Consider the following 25,248-nt stretch of genomic DNA (forward strand, 5'->3'; position numbering starts at 1 on the left):
GCCCGCCCTGCCGTTTGTTGGCGACTACCAGAGGATTTGAACCCCTAGACCACATCTGCAATCCGCAACCGTGCTAAGTGGCAGTCACCATGAGCGTAGTCCCGCCCGCCGGGCCGACGCAGTCGTGCTTGTGACAGCTCAACTGACGTTGCCCGAGCTGCGCGCACCCCCGGCCACCTGGATGGATCCGTTCGACGAGACGTTGTCGGTGACCGACCACAGCCGCTTCGCCGGCGCCCCCGACCAGGACGGGTTGCACAGGATCGCCGGCTCGCAGTTCTGCACCAGGTTGTCGCGGATCGCCATGATCGGACCCCCGGCGGCGAAGGCCCAGATGCCGACGCCCGCCCCGGCGGCCACCGAGATCCGGTTGTCGGAGACGAACACGTGCCGGATGCTGCCGATCTTGATGCCCCGGATGGTGCCCGAACCACGCCACCACGCCTGGTAGAGGTGGATGTCGTTGCCGGTCACCCGGATGGTGCGGCCCTGGATCGGCGGTCCCTTGTGGTAGGAGACCCCGATGTGGATCCCCTCGGCGACCTGATCGATGCGGCAGTCGGAGACCTCGACGTCGCCGACCGCCGTACCGCCGCCGATCACCACCGCGCAGGCCCCGACGGAGACCTCCGCCGCAGCGGTCAGGTCCCGCCGGTAACCACCGGCGTACTTCTCGCCGAAGGCCGGCTCCAGCAGGATCCGGTCGGCGACGCTGCGCAGGTGCTTCGCCGCCGCCGACGGGGTCTGCACCGGGCGCGACGGCGGCGACGCGGCCACCGCCGCCTCCCAGGCACCCTGGCTCAACGCCGAGTCGAAGCGCAGGCTCGCCCCCGGCGCCGGCAGTGCCACCTCCCGGCGGTCGCGGGCGATGTCGTCGGCCTCCCGCACGTCGATCCCCTCACCGACCAGGTAGTCGCGCAGCGTCTTGCGGCCCTCGTCGGTGTCGAAGATCCGCCCGGCGCTCTCCCCGAGCCGCCCCTTGAGCGAGGTGAGCTGCCGCTTGTACGAGGGCAGCTGGGCCGGGTCCTCGGTGGCCAGGTCCGCCAGCCGCAGCACGTACGCCTCGGCGGCCCCGGCGGTGCGCTGGTCCTCGGCGGTGGGCGGGCGCAGGGTGGTCAGGGTCTTCCACTCGCTCTGCGGGACCATCGAGTTCATCCGTACGCCCCACCGGCCGACCCGGACCACGGTGTTCCACTCGCCCGTCTCCAACCGGTCGTCGCGGTCCAGGGCGAGCCGCCCCACCAACTGGGTGGCGAGCTGGCTGCGGAACTTCTCGTCCTTGACCAGCTCGGCCAGGGTCAGCGAGGCCGGCCGGGGCGGGCAGGAGAACCGGCACCGGGTGATCACCGCGTGGTCCGGGTTCACCAGCAACACACCCTGCTGGCCGTGGCCGATGAGGAAGTCCGAGTCGAGCACCCGGACCTTCCCGGGGGCCGCGCCCTGGTCGTTGCGGACGGTCAGGCAGGTGCTCTGCGGGGACGCGCCGGCCACCCCGGTGAGCTGGCAGTGCTCGATCGTCACCTCGGCACAGTTGACCGCCGACACCGGGCCGAGCCGCCCCTCGGCGGCAGCCGGGCCGGGAGTCTCCACCGCCAGGTGCGACACCGACACGGTGCCGCAGTTGACGAACATCAGCGCGAACTCCTGACCCTGCACCCGGATCCGGCTGGCCGGCCCGCTGCCCAGCACCCGGATGTTGGCCCGGCCGGTGAAGGTGACCGGCACGGTGCTGGTGTAGAGGCCGGGGGCGAAGCAGATCAGCACGTCCCCGGCAGGCAGCGTGGTGAGCGCCTGCACCCAGTCGATGCCCGGCCGGATGGTGATGGTCGCCCACCCACCGGTGGCGGACGCGGCGAGCTGGTTGATGGCGGCCTGGACGGTGGTCGCCCCGGCCAGCGACGGCCGCCCGGTCGGGTCGTACGACACCCGGTCGGCGCGCGACAGCGCGGCGGTGAAGGTCACCGGCAGGTGGGACGGCTGCCCGGCCTCGTCGAGGAGTTGGGCGGTGACCTCCTGGGTGGCGGCGGCCGAGTCGAGTTGCCAGGCGCAGCGGGCCCGGCCGTCGGCACCGGTCTCCACGGTGACGGTGGTGGCGGTGACCGCCCCGGCGGTGAGCCGGCCAGCCCCGCCGGTGACGGTGAACCGGACCCGGGCCTTGGCGACCGGCTGACCGCCCATCGCCACCCCGGTGACCAGGTCGTGCCCCAGCGGCACCAGGGTCGCCGGGCTGCCCGGTACCGGCACCGCCTCCTGGCCGTCCCCGCCGAGCAGGCTCAGGGTGGCCTGCCCGGTCAACGGGGCGAACACCGGCCGGCAGTCGCGCAGCACGCTCCACTGGCTGCCGTCCCAGCTCACGACGCCGATCCGGCCGTGCGCCCGACGCGGCCCGTGCGGGGTCTGCGCCACCGGCGTGGTGCCGACCCGGGGCCACTGGACGTCGTGCAGCGCCGAGCGGGCTGGAAACGACCACCAGTCGCCGGTGCGGAAGCTGCCCGCCGCCGAGAACCGGATCTTGATGCCGAGTTCCAGGTCCAACTCGACGCCGCCGGCCGGCACGGTGCCCCGGCCGTCCCAGCGGCGGACCCGGGGCCGCGACGGGAAGTCCGCCCGGTCGAGGCTGCCGGTGGCGGTGCCCGGCCGGATCACGATCCGGTCCCCCTCCACCCGGTCGACCTGCACCAACGTGCCCGGCAGGCCGTTCTGCTCCCGGCCGTCGTCGGTCAGCTCCACCCAGGAGCCGTTGGTGAAGCCGGCACTGCCGTCGCGGCCGGGGACCTTCACCGTCAGCACGTCGACGTCGATGCTCTCCCAGGTCGCCACCGTGGCGGCGTTGTCCCGGGACCAGACGAAACCGGCCACCCCGGGCGCCCCACCGGTCAGGATCTCCACCCGGTAGAACTGGTTGTCCAACCCGGTGTACGGCGACCCGGTCGGGATCACGCAGTCACCCCCGGAACTGCCCGTCGGGTCGGCACGGACCGCGAGGGTGCCGGTGGAGGCGGCGGTCAGCTCCGCCCAGCCGGGTGGGGTGTCCGCACAGCCGACCGGGGTGTTGGGCGGCCCGGCCTGCAACAACCGCACCTGCCACACGGTCCGCAGCCGGGTGGTGGTGTCCGGCCCGCCGAGGGCGACCTCCCGCAGCGCCGGGTCCTCGATCGCGGTCACGTGCTGCGACCACACCTGCAACCAGGCGGCGTGAACCCCCGGCGGCACGGGGGCGCCACCGGCCAGCCAGGAGCCGTCGAGCTTACGGACGAACGGGCCGGCCGCCGGCAGGTCCGGCTGGGCGAACACGGAGACCGGGGTGTCGTTCTCGCAGAGCACCCCGTCGAGGTAGTAGCGGCCGGCCGACAGCTTCAGGTCGGCCCCGCCGGTCAACCCGAACGCCCCACCGACCAGCGGCGCACCGGCGGCGCCGACCACGTCGGTCAGCGCGGTGGCCCGCAGGTGCGCCTGGATGTCCTGCTGTTCGTTCCAGTCCGCGTCCAGGTCGACCCGGCCCTGCTGCTTGCGGACGCTCGTCGCGTGCCGCCGCTGGTCGAACGTGACGCGGCTGATGTCGCCCTTCATGGTGTGGTTCCTCCGGTCGGCAGGACGGGCAGGGCAGCGGCCACCCGCCCCAGCGGCAGGTACTCCGCCAGCGCGAGGGTGAGGTTGTGCAGGCGTTGCGGGGTCAGGGCACGACGGAACGCCCCCAGCTCCGCCCCGGACTCCGCCCCCGTACGCAACTCGGTGGCGGCGGTGGCGGCGAGCCGGCCGTAGGTGGCGTCGCCGTAGCGGGTGCTCGCCCAGGCCGGCCCGACCCGGGTGGCCACGTCCGGGTCGTCGGGTTGAGCCTGCTGGGCCAGGTCCGGTTGGCAGCGGTAGCGGCGCGGGGTGACCGAGCCGGGCCGCAGGTAGCTGAACCGGACGTACCCCTGTTGCCGGCGGGCCACCGTCACCTGCTGGTCGAACAGGCAGTCGGTGGCGGTCAGCACCCGCGCCGTGGTGGTGCCCAGCACCGTCACCCCAGCCAGTTCCGCCGCCGCGTCCCCGGCGGCGACCGGGCCGTGCACCAGCGTGTCCGTCACGGTCAACGGGCCGTCGGTGGTGGTCAGCGCACCCGTCACGCAGCGGTGCACCACCACCCGGGTCCGGTCGTTGCCGGCGGTGACGGTGAGCCCGGTCGCCGCCGGGCCGACGGTGCAGTGCCGCAACTCCACCAGGCCCAGGCCCGGTCCGCCGTCACCGGGCGCGGCGACGGTCACCGTCCCGGCGACCAGCAGCCCGTCGACGACCAGCTCACCCGGGCGGTCCCCGACACCGACGCCGGTGACGGCCAGCGTGCCCAGCAGGCAGGGACGCACCCCGACCGGGTCGAGGTCGGTCTGCCGCCGGGGCCGGTCCGGCGGCCGGGGCCACTGCGCGGCCAGCACACTCAACCGGCTGCCCTGCCCCACCCGCACCGACAGGTTCTCCCGGTAACGGTGGCTGTCCAGCACCACGATCCGGCCGGTGCTGCCCGGGTGCGTGGCCTGGAAGTCGTGCCAGGCGGTCACCGCCTCACCCAGCGAGGCGACCACCTCCCCGGCCCGTGCCGGCTCGGTCACGCTCACCGCGAGTTGCCAGTCCACCGGCCCGTCCGCCGCCCCCAGGTCACCGCGGCGGGGGTACGGCCCGGCGCCGACGTCGGCGCTGAACGCGTACCACCAGGAGACCGCGAGGCGGTGCACGGGCCGGCCGGCGGCGACGGTGATCCGGCCGCGCACCGGGTCGACCCGCACCACACTGCCGGTCGGCAGCTCCCAGCCGGCCAGGTCGCAGATCCGTAGCAGGTCCAGCGGGACCGGCCGCAGCTCGTCGGCCGGGGTGGGCTGGATCCACACCACGAACGACGGGTCGTCGTCGCGGAACCAGCGCCGCTGCTCGGGTGGGGGCGGGGTGCCGCTGGCGAGCGCCGCCAACTCGTCGCGCAACGGCCGGCGGCGCAGCGGACCGGGCACGTTCGCCTCGTCGGCCCGGTGGTCGATGTCCGGCTCGGTCACCGTCGGCCCGGTCAGCTGCCGGCCCACCCCCACCGGGTCGATCCACCACCGGCCGTCCGCCGGCACCACGGCCGGTGCGGCGGTGGCCCGGTCCAGCCGGTACGACGGCAGCGGCCACACGTACAGGCCGATGTGCCCGATGTTGGGGCGGCCCTGACCGGCGTCCATCGCCCGTACGTCCACCGTCCGGCAGACCGTCTCGAAGGGCCCACCGACCAGCTCCAACGGCGCGGCGGCCCGGATCGACGCGGTGGCCGGCGCGTCGCGGACGTGGTTGACGTGCTGGGTCGCGACCAGCCGTTCGAAGAACTCGACGACGGCGGCGCTCCAGCCGGTGTTGGCCCGGGTCAGCTCCTCCAACGCGGCGGCGGTGCCCTTGCGCCGGCGGAACCGGATGGTGTCGGCGACGCGGGCCCGGTCGGACAGGCCGGTGCCGTCGGCCAGCGGATGCAACTGACCCGCCCCCACCAGCTCACCCAGGTAGGGCACCACCCACTCGGCGCAGGTCTCCACGAACCAGTCGTCGGTGAGTTGGTCCACGTCGGCACCCAACGCGACGGCCTGCTCGGCCATCACCTCCACCAGCGCGTGCAGCACCCCGCCGGCCGCCTCGTCCTGGCTGCGCAGCGCGGCCGGCAGCAGGCCCCAGATATCCTCGGCCCTCACGATGCCTCCAGCAGGGTGACGTCACCGGCGTCCACGGTGAGCAGATCGGCGGGCAGCAGCACGTCACCGACCCGACGGGCCGGCGCGGCGGTGATCACGTCGAGGCGGGCCGGCGACTGCCCGGCGTCGTGCAGCAGCTCCAGCACCACCGCCGTGACCCCGGGCACCCGGTGCAGCAGCGCCTGCACCTCGCTGGCGCGTACCGGCTGGGCGTAGTCGCGGGCGTCGAAGCTCAACCCGGCGACCAGCGACGCGCGGGCTGCGGTCGAGACCGCCGCGAACCGGTGCCCGGCGGCCAACAACAGCCGGGCGGTCACCGCCACCCGGCGCCGGTGGTGGCCGAGGATCCGCACCGGCACGGTCGCCTGGCGGGCGGCGTCCAGGGCCCGCAGCAGGTCGGCGCGGACCGCCGCGTCCGGCGGGATCTCCGCCCCGTCCGGGCCGGCGACGGTGAGCAGGACCAGCTGCCGGGCGTCGTCCCAGACCAGGTCCGCGCGGGCCTTGCCGATCCCGGCGAAGGCGCGGGCGAAGTCGGCGTGGTCGTCAAGCGAGACGACCCGCCCCAGGGTGCGGACCGCCAGCGGCGCGTTGCGACGGGCCCGGTCCACCCCCTCCGGGTCGTCGGCCCCCGCGGCGGGCACCGGGTTGCCGACCTCCATCAGGCCCAGCGGCCGGGACAGCGGGATCGTCAACCGGCCGGGTGCCAGATCGGCCAGCCGCCCGATGCCGCTGCGGTAGGTGGCCACCACGTTGTCCTGCCCGGTGGGCAGCCGGGCCCCGGTCAGGCCGTCGCCGAAGGTGACCGTGACGGTGCCGTCGTCGGCCCGGCGCACGGTGTAGACCCGGGCGGAGGGGGCCTGCCCGAGCAGCGCCGGAACCTCCTGCCAGCGCACCCCGTCCACCCAGACCGCCAGGGTGGTGCGGGAGCCGCTCGCGGTCGCGGCGGGCACATAGGTCAGCGGCACGTGCCGCAGGCTGAACCGTTGGAACGCCCGCCGTGCATCGCCTCCCCCGAGCACCTCCGCCCGGCTCTCCCCGTGGGTCGCCGCCGTCACGTTGCCCAGCACCCGGACGCTGTCGCGCCGGTAACGCCGCGTCACGTTGGCCGTCAGGTCCACCGTGCTCTCGTCCCGTACCCGCAGCACGGTCACCACCTCGCCGACCGGCCCGCCGTCCGGGTCGACACCGGTGAGCACCAGCGGCCGGCCCGGCTCCAGCCCCGGCGTCGGCCGGGCCAGCTCCAGGGTCGCCGTCGCAGTCAGCGGGGCGGTCAGCGGTGCAGCGGCCGGTGGCAGCAACCGGCTGTCGCCGAGCACGGTGGTGGTGCGCCGGGAGAACATGTTCGAGTCGCCGCCGGCCACGGTGACCCGGGTGGTGCGGGCGGCGATGCCGAAGTCGGCCACCGGCACCTCCGCCACCGCGTCGACCCGGCGCAGCTGCGGCACCCCGGCGGTCTCCAGGACCAGCCACGACCCGGCCACGATCGACGGGTACGACTGGTCCAGGTGCAGCGTCCGCTCCTGGCTGCCCAGCGGGGCGTCCACCCAGCTGTCCTTGCGGGTGGCGTACGCGCCCGGCAGCACCTGGTTGGTGCCCGGGTTCAACTCACCGACCCGCAGCGCCACCGGCAGCGCCGACCACGGCTGCGCCTGGTGCCCGAAGAGCGCGGCCCGCTGCGCCAGCAGGTGCACCTGCACGTCCCGTCCCGGCTGACGCAGATCCGTGCCGAGCGGCTGGGCGGTCACCGCCGCGTCCAACCCGACCACCGTGTACGCCGGCACCACCGCACCGCCGTCCAGCGCGGTGGCCGCCGCCGGCAGCACCGCGGTGGCCGCGCGCACCCGACGGACGTCGAACCAGTCGGGGCCGAGCACCAGCAGCGCACCGCCCGGGGTGAGCACGGTGTCGGTGCCGGCCAGGTACAGGGTGGCGTCGCCGGGGCGGGGCGCGCGGGGCGCGGTGACCCGCAGCCCCACCGCGTTGAGTTCCGGCCGGGCCAGCAGCGGCGTCACCGTCTCGAAGACCTGCGGCAGCTCGCCGGGGCCGGGCACGCTCTGCGCCTGACTGCCCGCCGGGATCGGCACCCCGTCCGGGGCGCCGGGGGTGGCGGTGACGGTGAACGACAGCCACGTCGTCGCGGCCACGCCGGGACGCAGCTCGTAGCCGATCGCGCGGGCCAGCATCAGCACCGAACCGCGTTCGGTGGCGGTGCCGAGGAAACCCTCGTTGGCGATCCGCTCCTGGTAGAAGGCGAGCACGTCCAGGGTCGTCGCCCAGGCGTGCAGCAGCGCCACCGCCGGGTCGTCGACCTCCCGGGTGGTCAGCCCGGCCAGCTCCGGCCGCCCACCGAGCCGGGCCACCAGGTCGGCGGCGAAGTCGGCCTGCCGGCCCAGCCGGTAGGCGATGCCACTGCGGCCGGGCGGGTTGGGCCCCCGGCCCACTCGTGAGGTCACAGTCCACCCACCAGGTCGAGGTGCAGGATGCCGTGCTCCGGCACGCTGGGATCGTTGTCGAGGCGGATCACCTCGGTGTCGCCGGCCCGCAGCACCCGGGCGGCCAGTTCGCCGCCGGCCACCACGCCCACCGGGTGCAGCTCGGTCACCCGCACGTCGGTGACCCCGGGGACACCGACCGCGGCGGCCAGCAGTTGGCTGACGTAGAGCGGGGTGCCGAAGCTGAACCGGTCGGGGTGGAAGAAGCCCCGCACCCCACCGGGCAGGTCGCGGGCGGAGAAGAGGTCCAGCAGGGCCCGGCGTACGTCGGACCGGAACGCGCCCGGGGTGACGCACACCCACAGCCGTAGCTCCACCGGCAGGTCGACCGGGTCGCGCAGTTGCAGGTCGTACCCGGCGACGCGGAACCGGTCGAGCCGCCCGGCCAGCCGTCGGGCCAGCGCCGGCTCGTCGGTGAGCCGCTGCCCGCCGGTCAGGTCGAGGGTGAGGAAGACCGTCCACCACGACCCCGTCCAGCGGACCCGGGCGGTGGCGTTGGCCACCTCGGGTAGCCGCAGGGCCGCCGCCACCCAGTCGGCGGTGGTGACCGCTCGTTCCTGGACGGCGAAGGCGACCGGGGCGTGCTGCCGGGCGTGCTCGATGTCCTCCGGGTCGGTGCCACCGACGGCGGGCAGGGGGTTGGTCGCGGCGAGCAGCCCGACCCGGTCGGTGACCAGGGTGGTCAGCGCGTCGTGGCCGAGGTTGCCGGCCGCCCCGCCGCCGCGCCACCAGGTGACCTGGAAGACCGTGCCGGCCGGTGGTCGCCGCCCCGACACGTCGTCGCCGAACCGCAGGCTCACCCGGCCGTCGCGTTCGCGTTCCGGGACGAAACCCTGGTCGAAGCGGTCGGCGTTGAGCAGGTCCCGGCGGGGCCGCCAACTGCCCTCGGTGGTTTCCAACCGGATCAGCGGCACCGCGGCACGCGGGTCCTGGTCGAGGGCCTGACTGGCCGGGGTGTCGGTCGGGAACGGCACCGCCGAGGCGACCGGCTCGCCGGTCAGCACCGGCCGCCACCGGTGTTCGGCGGCGGCCGGGAGCTGCCCGGACACCGCGCTGGCGTGCTGGACGGCGACCAGGTTGGCCCGGGCCACCGCACAGGTCACCAGCTGGCCGGTGCCCGTGCCGGCGACGGAGGCGGTGACGGTCAGCGGGAAGGCCAACCGGTCGGCGGCGCTCCACTCGACCTCCAGCACGGCCACCCCGGTGACCGGGTCGGTGGTGGGGTTCGCCGACACCAGCCGGACCACCTGCCGGTGGGTGGGGTCGGCGTCGGCGCGTCTGCCGGTCTGCGGGGAGAGCACCTCCTCCAGCAGCAGCAGGTCACCGGCGGCCAGGCCGGTGGCCGGCAGGTCGACCAGGGTGGCCCGGGTCGCGCCGACGGGCAGCCCGCAGTCCCGGCCGCCCCACACGTACAGGGCGATCTCGTTGCGGGCGGCCCTCGGGGCGAGCGGGGTCAGCGTCTCGAAGCCGGTCGCGCCGTCGGCCAGCAGCGCCGCCGCGTCGGTGGGCCGTACCGCCGGGGTGGCCCGGTCGGCGGCCAGCACCGGGGTCCCGGCGGGCACACCCCGGCTCTCCACGTCCGACCCGGCGGCCACCCGCACACTGAGCCAGGCGCGGGCCGCGCAACCGTCGTGCACCGCGTAGTCCAGCAGCCGGGCGTGCCGGCGCACGGAGATCCGGCTGCGGGCGGTGCCCAGGTACGCCTCGGTGCCGGCGGCGTCCTGCCGGTAGGACAACCGGTCGGCGACGTGCGCCAGCGCCTCCACCACCGTGATCAGCGGGTCGGCCGGGTGCCGTTCGGCCCCACCGGGCAGGGCGGCGAGCCGGTCGAGCATCAGCCGCCGGAACCCGGCGTAGTCCTTGGCCAGGTAGTCGGCCGGCGCGGTGGTCGGCGGCGGCGGCGTCACGGTGGGGGCGGCCGGTGCCGGGTCCAGGTCGCTGGGGCAGTTGGCCTTGAAGGAGAAGGTCTGCACCGACAGCACCGGGTCGAAACCGGGCGGCACCCGGTCGTCCACCGCCGAGCGCACCAACCTCAGGGTGTACGGGGAGAAGTCACCGGCCCGGTCCACCCGGACGGTCAACTCCAGGCCGGTGGCGGCGACGCTGAGCACCCGCACGCCGGTGATCCGGACCCCGCCGTCGACAAGTACGTTCCCCACCGCCAGCGCGGCCCCGGCGGGCACCCCGCCGGTCTGGCCGGGCAACGGGTGCAGGAAACCGACGTGCAGCAGCCGCTGGTCGGTGGCGTCCACCTCGACCCAGTCGATGCCGTTGAAGGCGCTGCCCGGCCGGCCCACCTCGGCCCGCCGCTCGTCGTCGTCGCAGCGCACGCTCATCCCGCACCCCTTTCCACCGACACCTGCGCCGGCCGGCCGGTGGCCCGCAGCCGGTACCCGACGTGCACCCGCACCGCCGCTTCGGCCAGGTCGACGCGGACGTCGTCGACCTCGATCAGTTCGCCGAGCCAGCGTTGCAACGCGCTGCGGGCCTGCAACTCGGCGGTGCCCACCACCGCGTCGTCGACCGGGGCGAACAGCAACTGGCCGAGACCCGCGCCGAAGTCCGGCCGGTTGACCCGTTCGCCGGGCGCGGTGAACAGCACCGCCTCCACCAGGTCGGCGACGTGCCGGTCCGGGCCGGCCAGGCCGGAGCGGCCCCGGTTGTCCGGTCGCCACGGAAACGCCGGGTACGTCATGACGCCACCGCCCGGACCTGCACGCCGGCCACCGTCGGCGGCCCCTGCGGGATGCCCTCCGCGCTGACCCCGAGCCCGACGCTGGTGGCGAGCACGGCCGGCTGCCCGTTGACCAGCACCCGGGCCGCCGGGGTGGTCCACCGGAGCTGGACGCAGGGCTGCGGTTTGGTGCCCGCGCCCACCGGCACCTGGAAGGGGCACCCGGTGACCGGGTACGCGTCGGTGGCGGTGACCACCGGCAGGCCGCCGACCAGCACCCGCGCGTTGCCGGTCTGCGGGGTGACCGGGCCGGTGTGCGGGCAGGTGAGCACGGCACCGACGTGCAGCAGCGGGCCGGGCATCAGGTCACCGTCAACGCGGTCTGGTTGACCGCCACGGTCGGGCCGACCAGGGTGATCGAGGCACCCTTGCCGTTGGAGATGATGATCCCGGTGTCGTTGATCGAGATCATCGCCCCGGTCAGCGTCTTGAGCAGGATGCCGCCGGTCGGGCCGGGAGCGTCGGAGATCATCAGGGTGGCCTGGCCGGGGGTCTGCAACACGATCGGCGGGGTGGGCGGCGGGGCCGACGACACCAGCGCCGGGATCTCCGCCTTGGAGCCGTACCAGCAGCCCGTCCAGATCGGATGGTCGGCGTCGCCCTGCTCGAACTCCACCCACACCCCGGTGCCCGGCAACGGCACGGCGAACATGCCGGCCTGGATGCCGGCCAGCGGGAAACAGGGCATCGCCCAGCTCGACGGGGGGAGCGTGACGTCCGGAACGGTCACCTGGATGCGGCCCTGCTGCAACGGATCGAGGTGGTTGACCACCGTGCCGCGATACTTGCCGTAGTACCTCGTCGTCATGGCTGTGCCCTTCCCGAGGTGGAGACCTGGGCGTTGCGGCCCAGGGTGAACCGCTGCTTGACCTCGCCCGCCTTGACCGTGGTGGTCACGCTGCGCACCACGTACTCGCCGTCGTAGGCGCGGCCGGCGCCGCGCACCCCGACCAGCCGCCGGCAGCGCAGCAGCCGGCCGTAGCGCAGCACGTCCAACGAGCCGGATCCGGTGATCACGTTCGCCGACTGGGCGGCCCGGGCCAGGCCCCGGGCGAGGGTCTGCACGACGTCCATCCGGGCGGTGGCGTCGTCGGTGCCGCTCGGGTTCGACCGCCCGATGTTCATCCGCCGGTACGACAACGGAATCGGGATCTTGCGGCCCAGCGGCGGGTTGAGCGGGCTGACGTCCGGCACCGGCAGCGGAATCGGCACCCGCACCTGCTCCGGGAACGCGGTGAGCAGGTAGACGGTCTTCTGCACCCCGTCGAAGGAGAACGACAACGACTCCACGTTGGCACCCGCGTCGGCGTTGACCGTCAACGCCGGCTGCGGCTGACCGGCCCGCACCTCCGGCCCCCAGTAGGCGGTGTTCATCCCCGGGGTCGGCCCCGGCTCCACATAGAACGTGTAGCCCACCTCGTCGGCGAGCTGCGACACGTACGCGAAGGTGGTGCCGCGTACCGCCGGGATCCGCTGCACCGGGTTCGGCGCGAACACCAGCACGCTGGGCACCACCATCGGCACCACCCCGTACGCGGCGAACGGGGCGAGCAGGGTCAGCACCCGGGCCTCCGCCGGCATCGGCATCGGCAGGTCCGACAGGTCGATCAGGTCCATCATCTGGCTCACGTCCACCCCGGTGAGGGTGAGCGTCGACGCGCCCGCGTCGTTGCTGCGGGCCACGTCGTGCCGGGTCACCACCCCGTCGGAGAGCACCTGCGGCCGGCCGTCGACGTGCAGCACCAGCAGCAGCCGGGTCGGCGGGTCGAGGCTGCCGTCGGCGAGCATCCGCTCCACCAGCGACCCCCGGCCCAGCGCCAGGCGCAGCTGGAAGCCCGAGCGCTGCCCGGCGTTCTGGGTGACCTGCGCCTCCTGCACCGCCGCCACCAGCTCCATCGGGGCCGGCCGGAAGGTCAACGGCCCGATCAGCACCTGCAACCGCACCCCGCTAGGCATCGAGGCCCCCCGGGAAGCCCTCGGGCAGGGCGACCCGGACCACCTGGCCCGGCTGCTCCAGCTCCGCCGGGTCGAAGACGCCGTTGGCGTCGCAGAGCTGCCAGAACGCGGTGGGGTCGCCGACGGTCCGCCCGGCCAGCAGGTCCACCCGGTCCCCGTCGGCGACCGGTTCCCAGCCGGCGGTGGCGAGCCGGTCCGCGGGCGGCACGAACCGGCGACGCAGGTGCACGACCTCCCGACCGGTGTCCGGGTCGACGGTGACGGTGGTGCCCACGGTGGCGTACCGGCTGTCGGGGGAGACCGCGCCGGGTGCCGGCGTGTCGACGCCACCCGCGCCGGTCGCGGCGAAGAGGGTCTGCGCGACCCGGCTCTGCGCGGCCACCAGGGCCGGATCGGTGTCCGTCGGGTCGCTCATGGCAGCCGGTCGATGCCGAGGTCGGCCAGCCGCCCGCCGCGTGCCCGGCCGGCGAGCTGTTCGAGCTGCTGGTGGGCGGCCATGGCCAGGCCACCGGCCCGGCCGTCGGTGCCCACGTCGTTGACGGTCAACACCCGCAGACCCAGTCGGATCTTGGCGCGGATCGGGTTCAGCATCGGGTCGAACGCCTCCTCGGTGATGGTCAGCTCGGTGATCCGTACCGGCCAGAGCCGGCGTCGTCCGAAGGCCAGCAGCACCAGCGGCGCCGGCGGCGGCACCACCTCCAGGGTGCCGGCGGCCAACAGCGCCGCGGCGTCCTGCACCGCGGCCAGGCTGGGATAGGTCAGCGACTCCAGGGCGGCCAGCTGGGCGGTCAACCCCAGCTCCACCGCCTCGGGGTCGGTGAGCTGGTCGGCGGCGTCGAGGTCGGCCTCCAGGGTGAGCGTCTGCACCGGCGGGCCGGTGATCCGCAACGCCTCGCCCCGCGCCCCGCCCTCGGCCCCGGCCGTCTTGAGCTGGAAGCCCCGGGTCAACGAGTCCGGGTTGTACTGCAGGGTGATCACCCGCCGGCTGCGCCCGCTGTCCGGGTCGAGCACGACCAGGCCGGCGCGCAGCAACCGGGGGCTGAGGGGACTGGTCACGGGGTGCCTCCAGAGGTGGGACGCCGCCAGCGGATCCGCTCCGCCACGGCCCGGGTGATCCGGCCCTGCATCAGCAGCGGGTCCAACCCGCTGAAGTCGACGGTGCAGTCGGCCAGGTCGGTGATCCGGATCTGCCCGGTCGACAGGCCGAGCCCGTCGAAGAGCAGGTTCACCCGGGCCACCGTGGCGCTCTGCAACGACACCGGCCGCAGCCGGCCCGGCAGGCCGCCCCCACCGGCGGCCCGGCGTACCCCACCGCCGACGGCGAGGTGCACCAGCGCGTCGGGGGCCAGCACGATCTCGTTGCTGCCGCCCAGCGGCAGGGTGATCTCCCGGGGGTTGTTGATCGACAGGTCCACGTCGACGTTGCCGATCGCCAACATGCCCGGCGGGCCGGTCGACGGTTCGTCGCTCTGCACGTCGGCGATGGTGTGCAGCAGGTCGTCACGGGAGGCGGCGGTCGGCCGCAGCAGCCGGTTGAGGCGTACCAGGTGCTCGGTGCGGGCCTGGCTGACCTCGCCGGTGTCGAGCTGCCACCGTAGGAGGTCGACGTCGCTGTCCGGCGGGGGAGCGCCCTCCGCCCCGAAGCTGGGCAGGTGCACCCGGTAGACCAGGTCGTCGCCCTCGACGATGAACCGGCCCGGGGTCCACCACGGTAGCGCGCCGGTGAGCCGGCGGTAGTCGACCGCCCCGTCGCGCAACGCCAGCCGCACCTCCCAGCTGCGCTCACCCCACAGGAACCCGTCGTGGGTGACGTCGAAGTCGATGTGCCCGTTGAGGCTGTCCAGCACCTCACCGATGCGGTAGGCGTCCAACACCCGCACCAGCGCGTCCCATTTCCCGGCCAGGGCGGCCCGCCGCTGCGCGCTGGTGGTCCGGGCGGGCGGCGGGGCCGGGATCGGGGAGCCGCCGCCGAGCATGGTGGCCAGGTCCAGCACGAACCGGGCGTTGCGGATGTCCAGCGACGGCAGCTCGCCCGACCCGCTGGTCAGGTCGTGGGTGAGGTCGCCGAGCAGCCCCTGCTCGACGAAGATGTACAACCCGAGCCCGCTGTCGGTGAAACTCAGCCCGGTCACCTCACCACCGCGTACGGCGATCCGCCGGCCGGGGGCCGCCGAGCCGTCCGGCCCGGCCGGGTCCTGCTCGTAGCCGATCGAGGTGAACCGCAGCCCGTACTCGGGGCGGCCGGTCGGTGCGCCGAGGAACAGCAGTTGGCGACGCGGGTCGGCGGTGACCTGGGCGCTGATCGCGGTCAGCGTGGGCTGCGCCAGGTTGAGCCGCAGCCCACCGTGGTCGAGGAAGTCGACGCTGAGCCCACCGGCGGTGAAGTCGGCCGTGCCGCCGGACAGGAACGTGCCGATGTCGAAGCCGACCCGGGCCGCCTCGATCGCCCCGATCCGCAGTCCACCGAGGATCCGCATCCCCTCCGCCGTGCGGGTCGCCTCCACCAGGAAGCCGTCCTGCCCGGCCGCCGGCACCAGCCGCAACTCCCCGAGCACCGCCTCGATGTCCGGGTTGAGCCGGATGGTGACGCCGTCGTGCAGATCCACCAGCAGCCCGCTGGCCCGGGTCTGCTGCACCACCAGCTCCCGCAGCAGCAACCGGCGGAACCGGCCGCCAGGCGTGCCCGCCGGCCACAGGTCGACCCGGGCCCGCGCGCTGATGCCGAGCAGGGTGATCGCCCCCGCGCCCGACGGGATCCGCAGGCCGAGCGCCGCACCCTGCCAGTTCAGCGCGTCCACCGAGATGGTGGCCAGGCTCAGCCCCGGCTGCCCGTCCGGGCCGATCTCGATGTGGTCCGGGCCGACGCTGACCACGCCGGTGTCCAGCCCCTGGATGCTGACGTGCTGGTCGTGTTCGCCCGGCCGGGGCCCGACGCCGAGCTGCGCCTCACCGCCGACCACCCGGGCCTGGATCCGGCCGCCCCGACCGAAGGCGAGGGTGAGCTGGGCGGCCCACAACGCGCCGTCGACGTGCAGCGCGGCGTCGATCCGGCCGGCGATCTCCACCCGGGTCGCCCCGGTGGTGAGCCGTCCGGCGGTCACCCCCGCCGCCGCCGACCAGCGCAGGCCGCGCAGGTCCACGTCGAGGATCTCCAGCGGCGGCCGGTCCGGCTCCCCGGCCGGGAGCGGTTCGGGCCGGCCGAGGCCGACGTCGAGCACCCCGTCGCGGTAGCGCAGGTCCCGTCCGGTGATCCGGGCGATGTGCAGCCGCTCCAGGTGCAGCGCGGCGGTGGCCGGGACGACCCGACCGGCGGCGTCGCGCTGCTCCGGCGTGCTGTCCCAGCGACCGCTGGCGGTCAGCCCGTCCAGCACGGTCGCCCCCCGGGAGACGATCCGCCCGTCGCCGGCCCGCCAGTCGATCGCGCCCAGCTCGATGCGGGCCGGGCCGACGTCCTCGAAGCGCAGCCCGCCGGCCCGCTCGGTGACCAGCCGGCCGCCGAGCCCGGCCCGGCGTACGGTGACCGCGCCGTCCGGGGTCCGCAGGGTGGTGTCGGTGAGGGTGAGCCCGTCGAGCTGGATGCGTTGGCTGTCGGTGGTGTCGCTGAGGATCCGGCCGGTCACCGGGTCGACCTGGTGCGGCCCGGCCCGGATCAGGTCCACGGTCACCGTGGCGGCGTTCGGGCGGGTCGCCCGGCCACCCACGGTGCCGGTGATCGTGGTCGGGCCGCCCTGCACCGCGCGGGACACCACGGCGAACCGGAGCCGGTCGAGCTGACCGACGGTCAACCGCCCGGAATAGGTCAGCTCCTCGCCGGTGAGGTCCACGTCGAGGTCACGCAGCCGCACCCCGATCAGCGCGCCGGAGACCACCTCGACGCTCATCCCCGGCGCCGGGTCGGTGACGTCCATGCCGATCCGGTCGGCGTCGATCCGGTCGATGACCAGGTTGCGGACCAGCGCGCCACGGACCTGCCGGCCGGTGGCGGTCGCGCCGGTGCGGACCTGCACGTCGAGGCTCATCCGACCGATCCGGGTGCTGCCCCGGGAGTAGAGGCTGCGGCCGGGCGAGTGCATGGACAGCCCGGTCAGCTCGGTCTGCTCCACCACCAGGTCGGGTAGGCGCAGATCGTCACCGACGGGCAGCACCCGGCCGTGGATCGCCTCGCCGGGCGTGCCGTCGGCCCGGGCGGGCGCGGTGAAGGCGATCCGCCGGGCCTCGACGCCCGGCCCGGAGAACCCGGTCACCGCCAGCTCACCGACCCCGAAACGGACGGCGGTCCGACCGATCGGCAACCCCTGGGCCGCGGCCGGGCCGGCCAGCTCGGCGGGGAGCCGGCCGCCGCCGACGGTGTCGAGGTCGGCGCGCAACCGCAGCCGGGCCGCCGCCAACCGTTCCACGGTGGTGGCCCCGGCCCGGACGTCGGTGGCGGTCAGCTCGGCCAACCGCAGCTCCACCCCGAGGGTGGCCGGGTCCAGGGTGACGTCGAGCCCGCCGACGGTCAGCCCGCCGACGGTGATGCCGAAGTACCGCCGGGCCCGTTCCCGCAGCAGCTGAAGCTCCTGCTCCTGGGCGCGGGTGCGGTGTCGCGGCAGGGGGCGGCCGGCCGGGTCGACCGGTTCGGCGGCCAGCGACTCCAACTCATGCAACCGGTCCAGGTCGGTCAGCCAGCGGGTCAGCTCCGCCCGCCGGTCCGCCCAGCGGGGCTCGGCGGGCAGCGCGGCGAGTTGGGCGGCGACGTCGGCCCGGGTGGGCAGGTCCCCGGCGGTGATCCGCAGCGCCGGTGCGCCGGCCGGGCCGGGCAGCAGCCGTACCCCGGCGAGGGTGGCCGACCCGGTGCTGCCCCGGGCCGTCGTCGCCGCGTCGACCGGGACCCGGTCGCGGCGAAACCTGGTGATCAGCTCGTCGTCGGGCAGGTACTCGCCGATGCGCGACGGCAGGGACGCCTCGGCGTGGATCGGGTCGACCTCCACCCCGGCGGCCTCGACCCGGCCGGTCAGCCCGGTGACCCGGATACCGCCGATGTCGATCGCGCCGCCGACGGACTGGCGCAACTGGTCGGAGAGTTCCACCAGCCGGCGGCGTTCGGCCTCGGACAGCGACTCGGCGTGCCAGCGGTGCCGGGCCTCCAACCGGTCCAGTTCCCGCTCGGCCGGCTCCAGCGTGGTGAGCTGGCTGTCGACGGCGCGCAGCCGCTCCTCCAGGATGGCACGTTGCGCCCCGGTGGCGGTCTCGCGGCGCAGCCGCAGCGACTCCTGCTCGGCACGCAACCGGGCCGGCAGGCTGGTGGCCACCCCGATCAGCGTGCGACCCACCTCGATCCGGCCGACCTGTTGCAGGCCGGCGAAGGAGAGCCCCTCGGCGGTGGCGCTGGAGAAGCTGACCCGCAGCGAGTGCATCATCTCCACCGCGTCGGTGACCCGTTCGCCGACCCCACGGGGCGGGCGGAACACCCCGTCGGTGAGCAGCCCGATCGTCGCGTTGGCCAGCGGAGTGAAGATCTCCCCGGCGGTCAGCGAGGTGAACTGCTGGGCCAGGAACGGCGCTCCGGCCGTGTACGGGGCCAGCAACGCGTCGCTGATCTTGGACAGGAACGGCAGCCCACCGTAGAACGAGATGACGTTGTGCAGCAGGTGGATCAGCGGATCGATGATGGGGATGCCGACCCAGCCGTGCCGGCCCGGCTCGGTCACGTTCTCCTGCCCGGTCGCCCCGGCCCGGAACGCCAGCGTGGACAGCCCGAACCGGGTCAGGCCGAGCAGCCCGCCGGGCAGCCCGTCGCTGGCGTACACCACGTCGGAGACGCTCAACGCACCCATCCCGGCCTGCGCGCCGACCGGCCGCTCGTAGCCCCGGTCGGAGAACGAGGCGACGATGTCCAGGTCGGTCAGGGTGACCCGGCCGGTCCGCAGCGAACTGCCGGTGAAGGTGCGGTTCACCCCGTCGAGTTCCAACCGGGGCAGCCGGACCCGCAGCACCCCCTGCCGGGCGTCCACCGACAGCGACAGCCGGTTGGTGCGTTCCCGGTCGGTGTCGCGCAGCCGGGCGCCACCCAGGTCGCCGCTGATCCACTGGGCGTCGTGCAGGTCGAACTCGTCGACGGTGACCTCGTCGGTGAACAGGCTCAACCCGGTGCGGCTGAGAAACAGCAGCTTCAGCCCCACCGCCACCAGCCGGGCCAGGTCACCCACCACGGTCGGCAGGCCGTCGGTGCGCAACGACTCCGGGTCGAACGAGGGCCGGCGGGTCGCGTGGTAGAGCCGCAGCTCCGCCACCAGCGTCGCCAGGTCGGGCAGCAGGTCCGCGCGCACCTCCCGGGAGCGCAGGAACACCCACCGCCGGTCGTCCAGCGCGTACGCCTGGATGATCAACGACCGCAGTTCGGTGGCCCGCCCGGCCCGCCAGAGCCGGTCGTCGCGCAACCGGTCGCGCAGCTGGTCGCGGGCCTCCACACGGCGCGGACCGGAAATCGCGGTGACGGCGAGGGAAGCGCGCATCTGCGGGGTCATCCCGGACTGCATCCGGGCCCACCGGTCCGGATCGTCGGCGGCCAGCCGGGTCTGGTCGGCCACCGGCAGGCTGCGCACCAGCTGGAAGGCCAGCCACGCCTCCCGGGGGTTCACCGCCCAGTCGGTCAGCCCGATCGCCAGCAGGCCGCGGACCTGCCGTTCCAGGTGCGCCGGGTCGCGCAGGGCCAGCAGGTCGAGCAACTCGGCCCGCCACATCTCGTGGGTCAGGTACGCATCCGGTAGGGCGGCGAGGATGCGGTCCAGGTCACGCAGCGCGTCCAGCCGGTGCACGGCGGTCCGCAACGCCTCCCGGCCCCGGGCATCCGGCCCGGCGGTCGCCCCGGTCGGCCGGTCGTAGCCGATCAACCGGCGGACCAGCTCGACGGCCTTCACCCCGTCCAGGCCGTCCTGCACGATCCGGTGGATGTCGGCGACGAGCCGCTCGGCGTCGACCTGCCCGGCGCTGCGCCGGCGGCGGTCCCACGGCTCGGCGAGGGCGCCCACGCCGGTGTAGCCGCCACCGAGCACATCCTCGGCCGGGATGTTCTCCTCCAACCGGTCGAACCAGCTGCCCTGGTCCAACCGCCGCCACCGGTCCTGCGCGGCCAGCGGGAGACTACGCAGCAGCAGGTACGCGAAACGGGCCTCATGGTCGCGGATCGCCCAGTCGAACACCCCGTACGACAGCAGTCCCTCCACCCGGGACAGGTTGCGGTGCTCCGGGCGGGCGGCGAGCACGACCAGCAGCCGGGGGCCGAGCGGCGCGTCGACCCGCTTCTCCTCCCACGGCAACTGGTCGAGCAGGGTGTCGAGGTGACCGCTGTCGTCGAGCTGGCGGACCGCGTACCGCAGCCTCGGACCCGGCTCGGGCGGCCCGGCGGCGGCCGACGCGGCCGTGGCCGGGGCACCGGCGGTGGGTGCGGCGGGGGCCAGGTCGGCGAGCTGGCGCAGCGCCTCGTCGGCCCGACGGTCACCGATCGACCGTTGCACCCGCCGCAGCAGGGCGGCCAGATCGGCGTCCCGGTCGAGGCGGGCGTCGTCGGCCGACGCCCCACCCAGGATGGTGACCTGCTCGCGCAGGGCGTCGGCGTCGTTGCCCGCCGGGGGCCGCTCGGCCAGCAACGCCCGGAACTGCGCCTTGCGGTCACCGCCCAGCAGCTCCCGCAACACACTGGTCCGCAGGGCCCGCAGCACGTTCAGCGCGGTGCGCCGCTGCACCGGGTCGAGCCCCTCGGCGCTCAACCCGTGCACGTTGTCGGCTTCCAGCACCCGCAGCAGGTAGGGGGTCTGCCCACCGAGGGCGGCCAGCGCGGCACGCGGGTACGCCCGGTGGTGGTCGTCGTCGAGGTTGCCGGCCAGGTCGGTGCGCCGGGGCGCGGGCAGGCTGTGCACCAGGCTGCGGGCGACCACGAACGGCAGGGTGTCCAGGATCCGCAGGCAGCCCCGCACGTCGTCGCCGGAGACCCAGAGGCCGTCGAGCAGGTCGACCATGCGGGCCCGTTCCGCCCGGTACCGGCGCTCCACCAGCGCGCCCAGCTCCGCCTCCAACGGGCCGGTCCCGGCCTCGTCGGCCGGCGCCCGGTCGGGGGCCGGCGGGCTGGCCGGGCGCGGCGGGGTGGCGACCGCACCGGTGTCGGCGGCGACCACACCTGCCGGCAACCGGGCCACCGGCGTCCACAGTGCCCGCCCGGCCGAGGCGGCGTCGGCCAACGCCCGCGCCTCGCCCTCCGGGTCGGTCGCCCGCTGCCCCGGGTACGCCGTGCCGGCTGTCGCCTGCGCCAGGTGCCCCAACTCGTGCACCAGCAGGGCCCGCCCGGCCGCCCGGGACGGGTCGAAGCCCGGGGCCAGGTGCACCGCGCCGTCGGCGAGCAGCCCGCGCGCGCCGTGGTTGGCGGCCCGTCGACCCGCCGCACCGAGGTGCACCCGTACGGCGTCCGGCCGCAGCCCCAACGACGGGGCGTACCGGTCGACCAGTTCACGGGTCAGCGTGGCGAGGGCGTCGTCGCGGCCCGGTGCGGGTTGCGTCGTCGGTGGGGGAGCCCGGTGGGCGGCAGTCTCCCGGGCGGCTCCCGCGCCGGTGGCCGGGTCGGGGCTGGTCATCGGCCCACCCCCGGCAGACCCAGCCGGGCCCAGATCGTCTCGGCCAGCGCGGTCGGCAGGTCGTCGCCGGCGGACGGGGCGCTGGCCTGGGCACCGGCCGACGGCAGGCCACGGTCGGCGATCAGCCGGCTCAACCGGGCGCCCACCTCGGCTGCGAGGGTGGCGTCGACCGGCCCGTCGACGCCGGTGAGGACCAGCCGGCGGATGTCGACCTCGACGGTCGTGACCTCGATGTTCATGACCACAACCCGGGGTCGGCGGGCCGGTCGTGCTTGGCGTACTCGGCGGCGACCGCGTCGAGCACGTGCCGCATCCCGACCGGGTCACCCTCCCCGGCGGCGACCAGCGCGGCACGCAGCGCCACGGTGTGGATGTCCCCACCGGTGAGGTCCAGCGCGGCGAGGCGGGGCAGGTCCAGATCGGCGGTGGCGACCGCGGCCGGGAAGGCCCGCCGCCACAGGCCGGCCCGCTCGGCGGGACCGGGGTGTCCGAACGGGACCACCACCCGCAGCCGACGCAGGAACGCCGGATCGATGGCGGTGCGCATGTTGGTGGTCAGCACCGCCACGCCCCGGTACTGCTCCATCCGTTGCAGCAGGTACGACACCTCGATGTTGGCGTACCGGTCGTGGCTGTCGCGTACCTCGGAACGGCGGCCGAACAGGGCGTCGGCCTCGTCGAACAGCAGTACGGTGCCGCCCCGCTCGGCGGCGTCGAAGATCCGCCGCAGCTGCTTCTCGGTCTCACCGATCCACTTGCTCACCACGGTCGCCAGGTCGACCCGGTGCAGGTCCAGCCCGAGTGCGCCGGCCACCACCTCGGCGGCGAGGGTCTTGCCGGTGCCGCTGGGCCCGGCGAACAGCGCGGCCACCCCGAGACCCCGGCCGGTCCGACCGGCGAAGCCCTGCTCCGCCAGGAGGGCCCGGCCAGCCGCCGCGGCGGTCAACTGACGTAGCTGGGTCAGGGCGGGGGCGGGCAGCACCAGGTCGTCCCACCCGGCCCGTACGTCGATCCGTTCGGCCAACCCGTCCAGGTCCCGCCGGACCCGTTCACGGACCAGCCCTCGCGCCACCGCCACCGGGTCGACGGTCGGACCGGGGACGGCGGGGGCGGCGGAGTCGAGGATCTCCCGGTGTCCCAGGTCGAACTCCCGGGCCAGGACGGCGGCGGCTGCCGCGGCGCGACCGGGCAGCGACTCCCGCCACAGCGCCCGCTGTTCGGCCCGGGACGGCCGGTCCACCGTCGGCCCGGGGGCCACCCCGTCGAGGGCGACGGCGCGGGGGACGCTGACCACCACGTCACCGACGAGCCGGGCCAGCAACTGCGCCACGGCGGCGCCCACCTCGGGTGGCTCGTCGCCGGTCAGCTCGACGACCAGCACCGGATCGGCGAGCACCACCTCCCGGTTCCACAGCCGGGCGAACGCGTCCCGGTCGGTCACCGCGCGGGGCAGGTCGGCTGCGGCCACCCGGTGCCCGACCCGGCCCACCGTCGCGCACGCCGCCGCCAGCACGTCGACCCGGTCGGCGGGGTCGGGCCCGCAGACCCGCAGCGGGCGACGGCCGCCCTGCCAGGCGGCGCAGAGCTGCTGCGCGGCCCGGCGACGGCTGGCCGGCAGGACGGCCGGCGGCGGGGGCAACGGCACCAGGTAGGGCCGCAACCGTTCGTCGAGCCGCCCGACGCCGCGCAGCTCGTGCAGGACCCGCTCGTCGACCCGCAGCGGGGCGTGCGGCAGTGGCCCCTCACCCAACTCCACCAGCCGCGCCGCGCGCAGCGGACGGTCGGCGGCGAGGGCGTCCCAGTGCCCGCCGGGCAGGGCGTCCAGGCACCAGGCGAAGGTCGGCGGTCGGTCGAGCAGACCCAACTCCCCGGCGACCGAGGCGACCAGCACGTCACGTTCGAATGCGGTCAGCCCGAATCCGGTGGCGATCCGGTGCGGGGTCGACCCGTCGGCCGGGCCGTCCGGGGCCGGTTCGCCCTTGAGGAGCAGGTGGATCCGCTCCACCTCGGCGGCCAGCCCGCCGTCGTGTCCGGCGGCCGGCGGTGGGCCGGGCCAGCGGGCGGCCGGGCGTGGGGCGGGCATCACAGCACCACGGCGGGGCCGTCGTACCGGCCGGTCGGGTCGGCGTGCAGCGGACTGTCCACCCCGTCCACCCGCAACCGGGCCAGGTAGGTGCCGGCAGGCAGGTCCTGGAAGGCGAAGCTGATCCGCCCGGTGTGCTGCCCACCGGACGGCACCCCGTTGTCGGCCGGCGCGGCGAGCACCGTGCCACCCGCCCCGGTCAGCCCGAGGGTGACCTGCTGGCCGGCCTCGACCTCCGGCACGACGTCGACGGTGACCGTGCCGGTACGCAGCACCACCCCGTCGACCGTCCGGCTGGACCCGACCACCACGTCGCCGGGGGCGACGGTGATCGTCGGCCGGTAGCTGACCGGTACCGCGTCGGAGCTGATCGCCGGCCGGGGCGTGGGTGGGTCGCCCAACGCCACCGAGTGGGTGACGACCAGGCCACGGACCCCGGCCGCGACGGGCCGGTCGAAGGCGGACATTGGCAGCCGCAACTCACCGGCCGAGGCGGTGGCCGGGCTGGCCGAGGCCGTCCCGATCCGGACCCGGACGTCCGGCCCGGCCAGGTTACGGCCGGTCACCACCAGCGTCGCACCGGCCGTGACCGGGGTACCGGTCGGCCCGTCGGCGCGGACCAGGTCCACCTCGGGGCCGTTGACGTCGACGGTGCCGGCGGTGACCGCGCGGACCGGCAGGGGCTCCCGGGCACCGCGCAGCGGGTCGATCAGCACCACCGACACGTCGAAGAAGACACTGCTGCGGTACGGCGCGCTGAACGCCGACCAGAGCCGGAAGCTCTCCTCCCCGCCCGGGCTGTTGGTGACGCTGACCCGGAGCAGCTCGACCTGCTCGGCGAGGCGGGAGTCGGCCACCGCGGCGGGCAGCGTCGGGTCGGGCGGGTCGGGGGCGAGTGACCGGCGGATCGTCGCCCGGGTCAGCACCGGCGTCTCGTGCAGCATCGCCAGCAGGTGGCCGAGCAGGATCTCCCCGGTCAACGGGTCGTGGCCGTAGACGCTGGCCACGTAGTGCAGGTCGACGCCGAGCGGCGGCGCGGCGACGTCGTCCCCGCCGGTGCTGCGCGGGGGCGGGCCGAGGTTGGCCCAGGTCGGGTTCCGGGTCACCCGGCTGAGGAACAGGTTGACCTGGTTGCCCTCCTGGTTGCCGACGGTCACCCGGTCCGGTGGGCCCGCCGAGACGGAGACCCCGCCGACCGCCGACGAGGCGCCGGTGGCCCGTAGGTAGGCCATCAGCTGCCCGCGCAGCACGGCGGTGACGGCGGCCAGGGCGTACCCGGTGCTCATCGCGGCACCCCCGCCCCGCGCAGGTACGACTCCAACTCCGGTGCCGGCCCCGCAGCGACGGCTGGGGCGGCGGTGGCCGGTGTGGTGGCCGCCGGTGCGGTCGCGGGCCGCCGGTTGCCGGCGAGGCGTACCTCGATCCGGTCGATGTGCACGTGCACGGTGACCGGCTCCGGGCTCCGGGCGGTGGCCCGGGTGACCGGAGGGCGGTGCCCGGGAGCGGCGGGCGGTGCGGGAGGCGGCACGGTGCCGGCGCGCACCGGCGCGACGGCCGGGGCGGGACGACGGGGTGCGGGGCGGGGGTATGGGCCGGCGGCCGGTCCGGGTGGTGGTCCCGGCGGGATGGCTGCGGGGACCGCTCCGCGGCGGCGGGGGTGGCCGGCGGCCGGGGCGGCGTGGCCCGG

General features: G+C 75.3%; 15 protein-coding genes. All 15 read right to left on the reverse strand.

Features of this window, described 5'->3' with window-relative positions; all coding sequences use genetic code 11:
• Positions 1-138: 138 nt before the first annotated feature.
• Genes J7462_RS03455 through J7462_RS03525 form a run of 15 tightly spaced genes read right to left on the reverse strand, consistent with a single transcriptional unit; the run spans position 139 to position 25,104 of the window.
• Positions 139-3,570: a DUF6519 domain-containing protein gene (locus J7462_RS03455; RefSeq protein ID WP_219461699.1), complete on the reverse strand. Its 3,432-nt coding sequence runs from the start codon at positions 3,568-3,570 to the stop codon at positions 139-141.
• Entirely contained in the window at positions 3,567-5,690 is a 2,124-nt protein-coding gene (locus tag J7462_RS03460) for a phage tail protein (RefSeq protein ID WP_219461704.1), read from the reverse strand. Before J7462_RS03460 ends, J7462_RS03455 begins: the two co-directional genes overlap by 4 nt.
• Positions 5,687-8,143 carry a hypothetical protein gene (locus J7462_RS03465; RefSeq protein ID WP_219461707.1) on the reverse strand — a complete coding sequence of 819 codons (2,457 nt, stop codon included), beginning with the start codon at positions 8,141-8,143 and terminating at the stop codon, positions 5,687-5,689. The genes J7462_RS03460 and J7462_RS03465 overlap by 4 nt, the downstream gene beginning before the upstream one ends.
• On the reverse strand, positions 8,140-10,518 hold the full coding sequence (locus J7462_RS03470) for a baseplate J/gp47 family protein (RefSeq protein ID WP_219461710.1): 2,379 nt from the start codon (positions 10,516-10,518) through the stop codon (positions 8,140-8,142). The genes J7462_RS03465 and J7462_RS03470 overlap by 4 nt, the downstream gene beginning before the upstream one ends.
• Positions 10,515-10,877, reverse strand: coding sequence for a GPW/gp25 family protein (locus J7462_RS03475; RefSeq protein ID WP_219461715.1), 363 nt, complete (start codon positions 10,875-10,877; stop codon positions 10,515-10,517). Before J7462_RS03475 ends, J7462_RS03470 begins: the two co-directional genes overlap by 4 nt.
• Positions 10,874-11,218, reverse strand: a complete 345-nt coding sequence (locus tag J7462_RS03480; protein WP_219461717.1) for a hypothetical protein — start codon at positions 11,216-11,218, stop codon at positions 10,874-10,876. The genes J7462_RS03475 and J7462_RS03480 overlap by 4 nt, the downstream gene beginning before the upstream one ends.
• Complete coding sequence (locus J7462_RS03485) at positions 11,218-11,724, reverse strand: phage baseplate assembly protein V (protein ID WP_067303923.1); 507 nt, start codon at positions 11,722-11,724, stop codon at positions 11,218-11,220. The genes J7462_RS03480 and J7462_RS03485 overlap by 1 nt, the downstream gene beginning before the upstream one ends.
• On the reverse strand, positions 11,721-12,872 hold the full coding sequence (locus tag J7462_RS03490) for a hypothetical protein (protein WP_219461720.1): 1,152 nt from the start codon (positions 12,870-12,872) through the stop codon (positions 11,721-11,723). Before J7462_RS03490 ends, J7462_RS03485 begins: the two co-directional genes overlap by 4 nt.
• Positions 12,865-13,287: a hypothetical protein gene (locus J7462_RS03495; RefSeq protein WP_219461722.1), complete on the reverse strand. Its 423-nt coding sequence runs from the start codon at positions 13,285-13,287 to the stop codon at positions 12,865-12,867. Before J7462_RS03495 ends, J7462_RS03490 begins: the two co-directional genes overlap by 8 nt.
• Complete coding sequence (locus tag J7462_RS03500; RefSeq protein ID WP_219461724.1) at positions 13,284-13,928, reverse strand: hypothetical protein; 645 nt, start codon at positions 13,926-13,928, stop codon at positions 13,284-13,286. The genes J7462_RS03495 and J7462_RS03500 overlap by 4 nt, the downstream gene beginning before the upstream one ends.
• On the reverse strand, positions 13,925-21,478 hold the full coding sequence (locus J7462_RS03505) for a DUF4157 domain-containing protein (protein ID WP_219461728.1): 7,554 nt from the start codon (positions 21,476-21,478) through the stop codon (positions 13,925-13,927). Before J7462_RS03505 ends, J7462_RS03500 begins: the two co-directional genes overlap by 4 nt.
• On the reverse strand, positions 21,475-21,717 hold the full coding sequence (locus J7462_RS03510; protein ID WP_219461731.1) for a hypothetical protein: 243 nt from the start codon (positions 21,715-21,717) through the stop codon (positions 21,475-21,477). Before J7462_RS03510 ends, J7462_RS03505 begins: the two co-directional genes overlap by 4 nt.
• Positions 21,714-23,561 carry an ATP-binding protein gene (locus J7462_RS03515; RefSeq protein WP_219461735.1) on the reverse strand — a complete coding sequence of 616 codons (1,848 nt, stop codon included), beginning with the start codon at positions 23,559-23,561 and terminating at the stop codon, positions 21,714-21,716. Before J7462_RS03515 ends, J7462_RS03510 begins: the two co-directional genes overlap by 4 nt.
• Positions 23,561-24,847, reverse strand: coding sequence for a DUF4255 domain-containing protein (locus tag J7462_RS03520; RefSeq protein ID WP_219461737.1), 1,287 nt, complete (start codon positions 24,845-24,847; stop codon positions 23,561-23,563). Before J7462_RS03520 ends, J7462_RS03515 begins: the two co-directional genes overlap by 1 nt.
• Entirely contained in the window at positions 24,844-25,104 is a 261-nt protein-coding gene (locus J7462_RS03525; protein ID WP_219461739.1) for a hypothetical protein, read from the reverse strand. The genes J7462_RS03520 and J7462_RS03525 overlap by 4 nt, the downstream gene beginning before the upstream one ends.
• Positions 25,105-25,248 lie beyond the last annotated feature (144 nt).

Source organism: Micromonospora sp. RL09-050-HVF-A (genome assembly GCF_019374995.1).
In the GTDB taxonomy this organism is placed as follows: Bacteria; Actinomycetota; Actinomycetes; order Mycobacteriales; family Micromonosporaceae; genus Micromonospora; species Micromonospora antibiotica.

Excerpts from the sequence above, each read along its gene's own strand:
- J7462_RS03505 (WP_219461728.1), bottom strand. The coding sequence starts at position 21,478 with ATGACCAGCCCCGACCCGGCCACCGGCGCGGGAGCCGCCCGGGAGACT.
- J7462_RS03485 (WP_067303923.1), bottom strand. The coding sequence starts at position 11,724 with ATGACGACGAGGTACTACGGCAAGTATCGCGGCACGGTGGTCAACCAC.
- J7462_RS03455 (WP_219461699.1), bottom strand. The coding sequence starts at position 3,570 with ATGAAGGGCGACATCAGCCGCGTCACGTTCGACCAGCGGCGGCACGCG.
- J7462_RS03490 (WP_219461720.1), bottom strand. The coding sequence starts at position 12,872 with ATGCCTAGCGGGGTGCGGTTGCAGGTGCTGATCGGGCCGTTGACCTTC.
- J7462_RS03475 (WP_219461715.1), bottom strand. The coding sequence starts at position 10,877 with ATGACGTACCCGGCGTTTCCGTGGCGACCGGACAACCGGGGCCGCTCC.
- J7462_RS03510 (WP_219461731.1), bottom strand. The coding sequence starts at position 21,717 with ATGAACATCGAGGTCACGACCGTCGAGGTCGACATCCGCCGGCTGGTC.
- J7462_RS03495 (WP_219461722.1), bottom strand. The coding sequence starts at position 13,287 with ATGAGCGACCCGACGGACACCGATCCGGCCCTGGTGGCCGCGCAGAGC.
- J7462_RS03480 (WP_219461717.1), bottom strand. The coding sequence starts at position 11,218 with ATGCCCGGCCCGCTGCTGCACGTCGGTGCCGTGCTCACCTGCCCGCAC.
- J7462_RS03515 (WP_219461735.1), bottom strand. The coding sequence starts at position 23,561 with ATGCCCGCCCCACGCCCGGCCGCCCGCTGGCCCGGCCCACCGCCGGCC.
- J7462_RS03470 (WP_219461710.1), bottom strand. The coding sequence starts at position 10,518 with ATGAGCGTGCGCTGCGACGACGACGAGCGGCGGGCCGAGGTGGGCCGG.
- J7462_RS03520 (WP_219461737.1), bottom strand. The coding sequence starts at position 24,847 with ATGAGCACCGGGTACGCCCTGGCCGCCGTCACCGCCGTGCTGCGCGGG.